Raw genomic sequence first — 12037 nt, forward strand, 5'->3', positions numbered from 1 at the left:
TGAGAACGAGTTGTGCTTCGATAGTTTAATAGATTACGCTGAATAGTTACAACAAATCATGGTATTAGAAAGATGAATAATTAAGTATTATTGTGGTGGATTCGGTGCAAAAAAGCCGCATCTTAATCCACCCTGGATGTTTGAAGCACCAAGAATGGAACAAGGAAAAGATGCTTGTATAAAATAATTGCTTACTGGTATAATCTCAAAGTTTTACAGTGGAAAAGTAACTTCTCAATAAGTTGAGGCAAAGAACTCTCTTACAGTCGGCAATCTGCAATCTACGATCGGCAAACTGCAGATTGCAGACTGTGGAAGGTAGAAATTATTATAAAAACCTCAACTTATTGAGAAGTTACCGTGAAAACAATTACGCCCTGGCAATGTTTTTGTAAATAGGTATTGTTAACTATATTAGGAAATGAGCGAAACCATGAAATCTGGAAGCAATCTGGAGAAATTACTCCGTGACGGAAAATTTGCAGTAACAGCGGAACTCGGCCCTCCAAGGGGTGCGGACAGAACGGTAATTGAAAAAAAAGCGGTGATGCTGAAGGGATATGGCGATGCCTTTAACATTACCGATTGCCAAACCGCCGTGGTAAGGATGTCAAGCATCGCTGCAGGCAGAATTGTGCTTGATTCGGGTGTGGAACCCATTGTTCAGATGACATGCCGGGATAGAAACCGTATTGCCATACAGAGCGATCTTTTGGGCGCTGCGGCTTTGGGGGCAAAAAACGTGCTTTGCCTCACGGGAGACCATCAGAAATTTGGCGACCATCCGATGGCAAAAGGCGTATTTGACATTGATTCCATTCAACTTATTCAAATCGTAAAAGCACTTAGGGACGAAAGGTTATTCCAGTGCGGACAGGAATTGAAGGCGGGGAGTCCCGCGTTTTTTATTGGTGCAGCGGAGAACCCATTTGCAGACCCTTTTAAATATCGTGCGGCGAGACTTGGTAAAAAAATTAAGGCAGGTGCGGATTTTATTCAGACTCAAATTATCTACAACGTAAACAAATTTAAAGAATGGATGAAAATGGTTACTGATATGGGACTTCACGAAAAGACCTATATACTTGCCGGTGTAGCGCCCCTCAAATCAAAGGGCATGGCAAAGCATATGAAATATAACGTACCCGGCATGGATGTGCCTGATGAAGTTATGGAGCGCATGGACGCTGCTGCTGAAGCGAAAAGAGGGAAAGAAGAAGGGATAAAGATTTGTCTGGAAGTAATTGAGCAGGTGAGAGAGATAAAAGGCGTTGCAGGTATTCATATTATGGCCGTTGAGTGGGAAGAAGCGGTGCCTGAAATTGTAAGGCAGGCAGGATTGTATCCGAGGACTTCAGTATAAACACACGCTGTCAAGCAAGAGTACATCCGATGTTTAACAACCTTCTCAAACATAGAAACAATCAGGATGTTTAAGCCGTGCTTGACGGAAAGGCGTTTTTTTATTAAATAGCAATCTTCCCACTCTTTCCGTAATTCATCCGCCTTCGTACGATCAATCGCGAGGGCGCCTACATCATACATAACTCCCGTTATATCAGAACACTCGATGACCCTTCGTACCTCTGCATAAATTTGCTTTTGTGTTCTCTTGTACAAAAGATTGTCATCCACGTTGTTTGTTTTCTTTGCTGTGTAATACACCGTTCTCTGTATGTCTGTGCCGTCTTGTGCCTGTTGGATTTTATATGACAAATAAAAGGTGATTATTAGTATTGTAGAAGGGATAAAGGGTCTTTTGGAGGTAAAATGTATTCCATGTTTAGAAATGTCTTTTATGAGAATGGGGACCTCTTCATGCATAAAATCGATTTGATCCCTTCTTACTGCAGAACAGAAACCTTCCGTGTCTAAAACAAACCTCTCCTCTGTGCGCTTCTGTCTGGCGTTTGTTCCTTCTTCAGGTTGGAAGAAGATCACAGGGTTTTCATCGTCCTCAAAAGATCCTTGTTTTGTTTCCGGCGCCTTCCTTTTAAGCCCTTTTTGCCTCTTTTTTTCTTCCTGAATTAATCTGGCGATTATGCTTTTCGCCTCTTGAAGCTCTTACATGGATAATTCCGAAAGAGTTTCTTTCCATGATTTTTGCATACTGTATGCCGCCGTAAAAAAAAGGAGATAATAGTTTCAATGCATTTTTGAAGGATAAGGTGAATGATAAAAAGATGATTTGTTCGCTCAAATCTATTTTTATGCGATGGTCGGCAATGATTCAACAAATGTGTAGCTTGTGTATTACAGAAGACATTGTTGCGCTTCTATGACGCGCACTCTTTCAAAAGAATCATTTGTTTTGCCAGTAAATGAAGGTGGGTTTTTTCTTCGTTTAATAATTGTTCAAAGGCTTTCCGTCCGTCATCGTTTTTTGTATGCTGTATTGCTTCGCGGTAGTAGAGGATTGCATCCTTCTCTGCTTGTATGCCGATTTTTAAAGCGTCAACATCGCTTTTTATCTGCAAGGCAAGTTCTTTTGCCGAGTCTTTCCTGGTAAAGACACCTGTATCCACAAGGTGCTTCAAATATTCATCTGCCGTGTAATCCTCGCCGGCGTATATTTGTTCCTGTGGCGAAGGCAAAGAATCATAAATCCTCTGGAAGGTATCCATATGATCTTCTTCGTCCTGCGCGAGCTTTGCAAAGATTTCTTTTACCCTTGAGTCTTTTGCGTTTTCTGCCAGGGTAGTATAAAAAACCTTGCCTTCTTTTTCCATGTTTATTGCGATTCGAAGGGCTTCATGGTCATTAAAGTTTTCGAACTCCATTGTAATAACACCTTTCTTTTGTAGTTATAAAAGTTACGGATACAATCCCCTCACGGTAAAAACGTCAGCGACTTTTTTAATTGCCAGCATCATGGCAGAGGTGCGTAGGGAATATTTGTTTTTTTGTGCGAAAGCATAAACGTCATTAAATGATCTTTCAAGAAGTATTTTAAGTTTGGCGTTTACCTCGTTTTTGCACCAGAAATAACATTGCGCATCCTGCACCCACTCGAAATAGGAAACAATCACACCCCCCGCATTTGCAAGGATGTCCGGTACGATCTTTATTTTCCTGCCGGAGAGTATTTCGTCCGCCTCCGGGGTTGTAGGGCCATTTGCACCCTCTACGATCAGTTTTGCCTTTATTTTACCGGCATTCTTCTTTGTGATCTGGCCTCCCATTGCTGCGGGAATCAGCACGTCACAGGGTAGTTCCAGTAATTCAGCGTTCGTAATATTTTCTGCATGGGGAAAATACCGGAATCCCCCGGTTTTTCTGTAATGTTCTATAATAGCGTTATGAGACAACCCCCCCGGATTGTATATTCCACCGGTTGAACTGCTGACAGCTACTATCTTACACCCCATTTCTTCTAAAAATTTTCCCGCGGCAGACCCGACATTGCCATATCCCTGTATGACTACGTTGAGGCCCTTTAGTGTTTTTTTGCTTTGACGCACCGCGCTTGCGGCAATATAGGCAACGCCAAGCCCCGTTGCATCTGCCCTGCCCAGAGAGCCCCCAATATTCAATGGTTTCCCCGTGACGATGCCGGGGGAACAAAAGCCTTTATTCATGCTGTAGGTGTCCATGATCCATGCCATGGTTTGCTCATTTGTATTGACGTCCGGCGCGGGAATATCGATGTCTGGCCCGATGATTGGCTGAATAGCATACGTATAGCGCCGGGTAATTCTTTCAAGTTCGCCGCGTGAGAGTTTTTTGGGGTCGCAAACGACGCCTCCTTTTGCTCCGCCAAAAGGAATATCCACCAGGGAACACTTCCATGTCATTTCCATTGCCAGTGCCTTTAAGTCGTCCAAAGTAAGGTCCGGATGATACCGTATGCCCCCCTTATAAGGCCCTTTGGCAGAACAATGCTGAACCCGGAATCCTTCAAACGAAGCTGTTGATCCGTTATCCATCCGAACTGGAACAGACACGGTAAGGATTCGGGAAAAATGTTTCAATATCTGATGAATATCCTCCGGGAGGTTCATCCGCTTCGAGACATTATTGAATTGTGTTAGCGCCGTTTGCCACGGGCTATTCTCTTCCATCTTTTCCGGCATTTTAGAATATCTTTATTAAGGGATTTGGAATTTTCCAGTAATTTCAAAAAACTAAAGTGTGGTAACATTTTAGCTTTTTGGAAAATTCACGGGATAGAAAAAATACCATGTAGCCCCGTTAGGGGCGGTCTGTTTGTAGTAGCACAATAAAATTCAATAGAGTAAATAGCTCCGTAGGAGCGGCCTGTCCGTATTCAGGTAGACCTGTTTATATGGATTTACAAGAGACAGGTCGCTCCTAATTGTAGTAGAGACAGGTTTCAAACCTGTCTCTACGATCTGTTACAATATCCTATTTTGATACAAACAGGCTGCTCCTGCGGAGCTTATAGGTAATACATTTTTCAAAAAACTAAAGTGTTACAAAGTGTGACAAAATTTCTTTGCACACTTCCATTCGTCAGTGCATGCTTTCTGTCAAAATATTTAATGGTGAAATCCGAAAATGCTAAATTTCAATCCTAATCCTCCCCCATGCCCCTTTCCAATGGGAGAAAATGTCCCCAGCTGGCGGGGGTGCAGGGGGTGGATTCGTATTTCGTATTTCACAATTAAAGTTACTAAGAATATTGTTTCCTCTGTGCCGCCGCTGTCCATTTCTCAACCAGGGTATTTTCCGTGTTATAAATATTCATTGCAACAAGAGGCGGGAAATAGACAGTAATAACAACTAATCCATCATCATGAACATTTGATACACGATGAATTGTCGAAAGATCAATGCAGGACACTTCATTTGCCGAAACCGAATTCTTTGCAAACGGTGCGATCATACCCGATGATTGCTGTTTTTCAAATAATTCTTCCGTCATAGTCCCTTTGTAAACAAAGGCAATCCCAACAGAACCTCCGTGGTCATGAATTGAGGTGTATTGTCCCGGCTTAAAACACAATGCAATTAACTCACATGTGGCACTGGCATTAATAACATTTCGTTGATACCCCGTGCCGGAGAAACGTGTATATTCTTCAATAGACAATTGTTCCTGGTGCAATCCCCCGAAACTATTTCTTAATTCCTCTTCGGAAGGTATTCCCTGCAATGATTCAAAACGGGCAATGTATTTTTTTAAGGAAGCGTTCATGGTTAAAAATCCATTGGTAGATTTGGAAACGTTAGCAATTCAAGTTCATACTCATATTTTATCTGACAAAAACTAATTTCAAGTCCCTTAGCGGTTCAACCCTTCTAAATTGCGGCTTTGCAGCGCCGGGTTATTGTACAGAAAACCCGCCATCTACGAATATAACCTGTCCGGTTATATAGTCAGACGCCTTAGAGGCAAGGAAGACAACAGTTCCGGAGAGATCGGAGGGTTGTCCAATCCGCTGTAAGGGGATTTTTGAAATAATCGCCTGCTTTATTTTTTCGTCTTTCAGCATTTCCCTGGTAGTTTCAGTTTCCATCGAATAGGGGGCGATTGAGTTGACATTTATGTTGTATTTTGCCCATTCAATTGCCAGAGCCTTTGTGAGTTGTATTACCCCTCCCTTACCGGAACAATATGCTGAAGACCGGTTTGCACCAAATATTCCAAGGGCGGAACTCATGGTGATTATTTTGCCGCATTTTTTGTCGAGCATGTGCTTGCCTACCGTTTTTACACATAAATAGGTGCTTGTAAGATTTATTTCGATCGTTTTATGCCAATCGTCTAAGGAAATATCCTGTATTGAACCGCCAATAAAGGCGCCGACATTACTTACAAGGATGTCGATAGTTTTGAATTTTGACAAAACCGTTTCAACCATTTTTGTCACATCTTCCGGCTTCGTTACGTCAGCGGCAATAGGAAGTGATTTTACCCCGTTTCCCTCTATTTCATGCGCCGTTTCTTCCACATCTGAAAATGTACGGCTTGCCACCGCCACATGTGCGCCCGATTCTGACAGGGCTAACGCCATTGATTTTCCAAGCCCTTTTCCTGCACCTGTCACCAGGGCGATTTTATCATGCAAATTAAATAGTTCTACACACATACACACCGCCTTATACCTGTATACGAAAAAAAGAAATAAAACAAGGTGTTTTCTCTCAGGAATCTATTTTTTGTTTTAGAAGCATCTTGCTCAAATAATAATGGACTTGCCGGGCTTCGGAATCACTCAGCAACTGCGGATCAAATGCCCGCATTGTTTCTATTACCTTTAGCCAATCTGATTGCGTCCTCTTCTGTTGGAACACGCGTTCTAGTGTGTGACAAAGATGGCATTTGTTTAAAATTATCTTCATGCCTACCTGTGCATCCATTTTTTGCTCATCAATGCCAAGGTTTTTTATCAGAAATCCCAGCGCCTGCAATTCTTCCAGAGCGCTCAGGCGAAGCGGGTCCTTTGCCCTCATGCGGGCTACATAATCCCTCCATTCAGCCGCTGTTTTAAAATGTGAATACACCCTTTCTAATGAATGACAACTGGAGCATTTCGTCTGTACGACCTTCCTACCTTCACTCGCATTCACCTTTACCGGTTTGCCTTGTTGTAAAAGCACAATATACTGACTGCGGGCTAAAGTAAGGAGAAAATTCCGCCACTCATAATAACCGTCAGGTATACGGCAACCATTACGATCATGCCGTATATTGGCAGGTGCGGATAATATTTTTTAAAACCGCGGACAACGCATATTTTTGCAACGAGCAGCGGGAAAATAGCAAGTCCGAGATACGCATGAATAACATCCTTTGCCGACCAGGTAATAGGGTCGCTCGTGATTTTCAATGACATTAAATAACATATGAATATATAAAGCACAAAGAAGGCATAGCCGGCAATACGATGTCCCTGCCGGAAAAAATCCGGATAGTGTGTCTTTTTATTTCTGCCAGGCAGAATGATAATGAAGAGAACCGCAACAATACCGATAATGAGCAGGCCGAAGGCAAGTGAAGTAGTTATTTTGGGGTTCATTGAAATTGCTTGCTCTACGTCCAGGGGGGGTAATTAACGGGTGAAACCTTGTAACATTTTTAATAACGATATTTAACGCACGATGTAGGGGCGAAGCATTTGCATGCTTGAGTATGAACGCATGTATGCCAGTTATCGCAAATGCTTCGCCCCTACGGTTTCAGGTTTTACGCTTTTCTGCCGAAATTAACGCCAATTTCCTCCGCCGTTATTACCAATCCTGTTTCCGTAGGCACTTTTTTTTGTCCGCCTGCCACACTGCTCAGCGGAACAGATTCAATGTCCTGTCCTTTCAGACACACCATGCGTCCAAACTGATTATTAATAATTAGCTTAACCGCAGCGGCGCCAAATCTGGTGGAGAGTATCCGGTCTGTGGCATTGGGAGTCCCGCCTCTTTGCACGTGCCCCAGCGTTGTGACCCGCACATCTATGCCGGTGTTATTTTTGATGTAAAGTCCAGCCTTTTCGCCAGCGCCCCCGAGTCGTTCCGCACTCCCGCCTTCTTCTGCCGACTGCAAAATGCACAATGCGCCGTCTATTTCTTTTGCACCCTCCGATACAACAACAATACTGGAACGGCAACCTTTCTTCTGCCTGCGGAGAATTTTCTGGCAAATCTCTTCCTTATCATAGGGTATTTCCGGGATGAGTATTACGTCAGCGCCACCTGCAATCCCGGACGCCACGGCGATCCATCCTGCATATCTTCCCATTACCTCCATTACCATCACCCGGTGGTGGCTTTCTGCGGTGGTATGCAAACGGTCCAGCATTTCAGTGGCAATCTGTACTGCTGTACTGAATCCGAAAGAGACATCTGTGAAGAGGATATCGTTATCGATCGTTTTGGGTACGCCTACCACCGGGCAGCCCATGTCATAAAGATGAGATGCGATGTTCAGCGAGCCGTCCCCGCCAATAACGATAAGGGCGTCCAATTCCAGAGATTTTGTTTTTTGTATAACTTCCGAGGAGACGTCTCTTATCTCCGTTTTACCGTTTACCGTTATTCGATATTTAAATGGATTTGCCCGGTTTGAAGTGCCAAGTATGGTTCCCCCGACATGAAGAATACCCCTGCTGTTAAATGGGGTCAACTCTCTTGTTTTGTTTGGTAATATCAGCCCATCATAGCCATCTTCTATTCCTGTTATGGCAATATCATGTTTTTGGACAGCGGACTTCACGATAGCCCTGATGACTGCGTTCAGTCCGGGACAATCTCCTCCACCTGTTAACACACCAATCTTTTTTACATTATGTGACATAAGAGATATTGCCCCCGGTGGAAAAAAAACACGCCTTCATTTTTTCGCAAATTAGATTGTATTTTAAAAAGACAAAAAACCCAACGACATTCATTTTACCCACCCCTAACTCCTCCTAAAAGGAGAGTTTGATAAGTCCCCTCTTGGGAGGATATTGAGGGGTGGGTTTGTTCATTGTTTAACTAAAAATATTAAAATTCCTAAACATGAACATAAAAGAGAACAAAGTCGTAAAAATTTATTAACGGTAATTTTTAATCTGCAATGGCGTTCATCACCGTTGCTTTTTTGATAATTTCCTCACGTACCTGGCCAGGGCCTCTATCTCTTCAGGTGACAGCCTTTCATTCCATGCCGGCATTTTGTTCTTTCCGTTAGTGATGGAATGGAGAATTTCTTCGTCTGTTTTTGAATTTTGCCATCCAGGATCACATAAATCCGGCGCCTTTAATGCCTTTCCCCTTTTGTTTGCTTCTCCCGTCAATCCATGGCACTTGGCACAGTGATATTCAAAAAGATTTCGTGCGTCTATGGCCTTTTCTTCCCCACGGGAAGGAAAATGAATGACGGAACCTGCAAGCAAAAATAAGGCTGAAAAGATAAAAACGATTCTCAACATACTTGTTTTCTTATGTGCCATAATTACGGTATCCTCTTCCCGGTGTAAAAATTTTCAGCACAACTTACTTTTTAAACCCTCTGACAACAGGCACCAAAGCCTTCACTTCTTCCGGGGTCAGTTTTTCCTTGAAAGGCATCATCATTTCCGGCGTGCCTTCATTTATCTGCTCAATTATTCGCTCATCACTCGTCTTTGCCTGCCACTCAGCGTCTGCAAATTTACGGGCGCCCAGGCCTACGCCAAGATCTGTAGGGTTTCCATCCACGCCGTGACAGGTTTTGCAGTGTTGTAAATATAATTTCATACCATCAATGTTCGAGGCTTTTGAAACAGACGTTCCGAAAAAAAAGGCGCTTGCGCCAATGGTAACGGAAAATAATGCAAGGGTTAAAGTGCTTTTGTTCTTCATTTTTTCTTCTCCTGAAAAAAAACCAATAGAATAAATAATAGCGATTCGTTTTTAATACCGGTCTTTAGAATAATCCTGCGAATAGATTCATTCACGGTATTTAATACTCATAAGCAAGTACACGTATTATTCCCATAGTATCGCCGCCGGTATTTGTTGTGCTGTCAGAAACCGAGACTACCTTTGTAATATTGTTTTGTTGTAAGAAATCGTTCACCTCCTTATCCAGTTCAACTAGTTCATTATGAACATGAAATATCTTCAGAGTGGAAGTAAATGTTTTTACCTTTATCATAATAATTACTCCTTGTGAAAAGAAAGATTATGTCATTACATTTACTTCCCTCGTACCTTCCCATATACCGTGGAGATTGCACCGGCTGAATGCCCTGAGTGTTCTGGAGCCTTCATGTTGCAGTACAATGGAAAAAGAGATATCCGGCTTTGTCATAACTGCGGTAAAATCCACACGTGAAAGATAGATATGGCCGCAGTATAAATCGATAAATTGTATAAAATGCCCGTTTTCCATCACATGCGGGGCTTCACCGACTTTGATAGTTACGGTAAATGGTTCTCCCGCTTTTACCTTTTCGGGCAATGTTATTACCGGTACATGTTTTTTCACAGTCTCCGCCGGGCCGGTCGCTGCAGTGTTTATTTGACAGAACAATCCAGGTTCAGACATAGTTTTTCCCTCCATAAATCAGGTTTTAAAAATAATAAAAATGATTGCTACAATTATTTCACCCATACGCTGGCATAACCAGAACGAAACAAGCACCAAAAAGAAAATGCTAAATTCGAAACAAAATATAAAATCCTCCCCCCGACCCCTTACAAGGGGGGACAACTATCCTAACACTCCCCGCTAGCGGGGGACATTCTCCCTCTTTAAGGGGGCAAGGGGGGAGGATTAGGATTGAAATTTAGCATAAGGGAAGCGGGAGCTTCCAAGGCCACTTGCGTTCCCAAGCCGGAGCTTGGGAACGAGCGTTTTTACTTTTTCAAAAATCTGAACTGTTACAAGAAATTACTGCTACAGCACTAAAGGGTTATTTTTCCAACTTATTCCGGTACATTTTTTATTGCCTTTACAGGACATGCGTTAATGCACAGTTCGCATTGATCACATTTGTGTTGAAGTATCTCTGCCTTGTCCATATTCATGATAATTGCCGCGGGGGGGCATGCATATAAACATTCTTCACATCCAACACATTCAGTTTTCTCCACAATAATCATTGTTTCTGAGCCATAGTTAATTAATACCCCTGGCGCTCTTAATCATACGCCAGATTCTCATATTGCCCGCGAATGGTGCGAATCTCTCTTATGCTTCCTTTACCTGAATCTTTCGTGGTTTTACATGCTCCGCCTTTGGGAGTATTATCGTTAAAATCCCATCAGACATCTTTGCCTCGATTTTATCTCTGTTTACGGCATCCGAAAGGATAAAGTGCCTGTGATAATGTCCTATATTGTATTCGCTGTAAAGTAATTTCTCATCAGTGTATGCTTCCTGAGAGATTTCTCCATTAACTATTAATTCATTGCTTTGCATATCTACCGTAATGTTGTTAGCTCCCACCCCGGGCATATCTATTACGACTGTGAAATTATCCGGTGTTTCATAAATATCCGACAAGGGATAATACCAATTGCCTTTTCCCGTCACAATACATCTGTCCGGCGCAAGTTTCTTTTTTTTAACGACAGGGTACTCTGTATTACTCATTGTAAAAATCTCCTTTTTCTTTAAGATTTTTTTATCTCAATTTGTTTCGGTTTTTTTTCTGCTGCCTTAGGCAATGTGATGGTTAGGACACCATTTTTGTATGATGCCACAACTTTTTCTGCATCGACTTTTTCCGGCAACATAATAGAACGGGCAAATGTACCGAAGTTTCTTTCCCGGCGCAAATAAGTTATATGTCCTTCGCCCGTGTTTGGTTTTCTCTCTCCCTTAATGGTTAAAATATCATCCGCAACCTGAACGTCCAGATCGATAACCTTAATGCCAGGAAGTTCTGCCCTTACAATAACGTTATCTTTATTCATAGATACCACCATTTGGGGGAATTCTGCGCCCACATATCCTTCCGTCTTAGACCCGGAACTGAGAAAATCAATCAAATCACCCATTTCACGTTGAATATGAGTAAAGCCTTCTAAAGGATCTGTATTCTCCCAACGAATTAAATTCATTACACCCCTCCCTTACCAATAAAAAAATGAATGTTAAATTAAAACATGGAACAATATGATTTTTCTAAAACGATAGATTGCGCAATCTATCGTTTTAGACAAGATATCATTCCATAACAGCGTATTGTTTATATTGCTGGCAATGTTTTACCATCGTTAGTTCCGGAATAATAAAAGATTACAACCGCCCGGCAATGCAAATACAGAAAACAGATTGCTTGAAAAAGGAATAATTATTTTCCTTGTATATTTAAGAGCGCAATAAGAATGCCACTGAAAAGACCAGTACACGTCTTTATATATTATCCTTATATTTTGAGCGTCGTCAATGCCCTCTTTTGGGTAGTGATAAAATAAAGGGTGGATCAGCTCAAACGTTATTTATCCTCAGTGCACTGGTCCAATTTAAAGGTTCAACCTAAATCCTGCAAACAAGGCAAAGCCTTGTTGCAGGAATAGGATTGAAATGGTAGGATTTCCAAGGTATTCGGCGGTATATTGATAACAAAAAACACCTGAAAGGAGATTCACCATTTCGATGAAG

The 12037-nt window shown here is 42.1% G+C and carries 15 protein-coding genes; 1 reads left to right on the plus strand and 14 read right to left on the minus strand.

What is annotated here, in order from left to right; all coding sequences use genetic code 11:
* The first annotated feature begins 433 nt into the window (after nucleotides 1-433).
* Nucleotides 434-1363, plus strand: a complete 930-nt coding sequence (locus QZT26_RS13390) for a methylenetetrahydrofolate reductase (protein ID WP_295102790.1) — start codon at nucleotides 434-436, stop codon at nucleotides 1361-1363.
* Here the strand turns inward: QZT26_RS13390 and QZT26_RS13395 are convergent.
* The 14 genes from QZT26_RS13395 to QZT26_RS13460 all read right to left on the minus strand — a co-directional run bounded on the left by QZT26_RS13395 (nucleotide 1282) and on the right by QZT26_RS13460 (nucleotide 11493).
* A complete protein-coding gene (locus QZT26_RS13395) occupies nucleotides 1282-1941 on the minus strand; it encodes a hypothetical protein (RefSeq protein ID WP_295102792.1) in 660 nt (219 codons plus the stop codon). The genes QZT26_RS13390 and QZT26_RS13395 overlap by 82 nt on opposite strands.
* A 335-nt stretch (nucleotides 1942-2276) precedes the next feature.
* Nucleotides 2277-2780, minus strand: coding sequence for a ferritin family protein (locus tag QZT26_RS13400; RefSeq protein WP_295102795.1), 504 nt, complete (start codon nucleotides 2778-2780; stop codon nucleotides 2277-2279).
* Between the two features lie 33 nt (nucleotides 2781-2813).
* Nucleotides 2814-4073: a Glu/Leu/Phe/Val dehydrogenase gene (locus QZT26_RS13405; protein WP_295102797.1), complete on the minus strand. Its 1260-nt coding sequence runs from the start codon at nucleotides 4071-4073 to the stop codon at nucleotides 2814-2816.
* A 560-nt stretch (nucleotides 4074-4633) separates the two neighbouring features.
* Nucleotides 4634-5158 (minus strand): cysteine dioxygenase family protein, encoded by a 525-nt coding sequence (locus QZT26_RS13410; protein ID WP_099325416.1) that lies wholly within the window; start codon nucleotides 5156-5158, stop codon nucleotides 4634-4636.
* A gap of 130 nt (nucleotides 5159-5288) precedes the next feature.
* A complete protein-coding gene (locus QZT26_RS13415) occupies nucleotides 5289-6053 on the minus strand; it encodes an SDR family NAD(P)-dependent oxidoreductase (RefSeq protein ID WP_295102801.1) in 765 nt (254 codons plus the stop codon).
* Between the two features lie 55 nt (nucleotides 6054-6108).
* Entirely contained in the window at nucleotides 6109-6564 is a 456-nt protein-coding gene (locus QZT26_RS13420; protein WP_295102803.1) for a hypothetical protein, read from the minus strand.
* 17 nt (nucleotides 6565-6581) lie between these two features.
* A complete protein-coding gene (locus QZT26_RS13425) occupies nucleotides 6582-6983 on the minus strand; it encodes a DUF6529 family protein (protein ID WP_295102806.1) in 402 nt (133 codons plus the stop codon).
* Between the two features lie 167 nt (nucleotides 6984-7150).
* Entirely contained in the window at nucleotides 7151-8254 is a 1104-nt protein-coding gene (locus QZT26_RS13430; protein WP_099327037.1) for an ATP-dependent 6-phosphofructokinase, read from the minus strand.
* Between the two features lie 274 nt (nucleotides 8255-8528).
* A complete protein-coding gene (locus QZT26_RS13435; RefSeq protein WP_164995634.1) occupies nucleotides 8529-8894 on the minus strand; it encodes a c-type cytochrome in 366 nt (121 codons plus the stop codon).
* 43 nt (nucleotides 8895-8937) lie between these two features.
* Complete coding sequence (locus QZT26_RS13440; protein WP_164995633.1) at nucleotides 8938-9285, minus strand: cytochrome c; 348 nt, start codon at nucleotides 9283-9285, stop codon at nucleotides 8938-8940.
* 100 nt (nucleotides 9286-9385) lie between these two features.
* Nucleotides 9386-9580 carry a hypothetical protein gene (locus QZT26_RS13445; RefSeq protein ID WP_099325422.1) on the minus strand — a complete coding sequence of 65 codons (195 nt, stop codon included), beginning with the start codon at nucleotides 9578-9580 and terminating at the stop codon, nucleotides 9386-9388.
* A 27-nt stretch (nucleotides 9581-9607) separates the two neighbouring features.
* Nucleotides 9608-9973: a class II SORL domain-containing protein gene (locus QZT26_RS13450; RefSeq protein ID WP_099325423.1), complete on the minus strand. Its 366-nt coding sequence runs from the start codon at nucleotides 9971-9973 to the stop codon at nucleotides 9608-9610.
* Nucleotides 9974-10618: 645 nt separating this feature from the next.
* Nucleotides 10619-11023, minus strand: a complete 405-nt coding sequence (locus tag QZT26_RS13455) for an Hsp20/alpha crystallin family protein (RefSeq protein ID WP_099325425.1) — start codon at nucleotides 11021-11023, stop codon at nucleotides 10619-10621.
* Nucleotides 11024-11043: 20 nt separating this feature from the next.
* Nucleotides 11044-11493 carry an Hsp20/alpha crystallin family protein gene (locus QZT26_RS13460; protein WP_295102813.1) on the minus strand — a complete coding sequence of 150 codons (450 nt, stop codon included), beginning with the start codon at nucleotides 11491-11493 and terminating at the stop codon, nucleotides 11044-11046.
* Between the last annotated feature and the right edge of the window lie 544 nt (nucleotides 11494-12037).

The organism is uncultured Candidatus Kuenenia sp., from assembly GCF_900696675.1.
In the GTDB taxonomy this organism is placed as follows: domain Bacteria; phylum Planctomycetota; class Brocadiia; order Brocadiales; family Brocadiaceae; genus Kuenenia; species Kuenenia stuttgartiensis_A.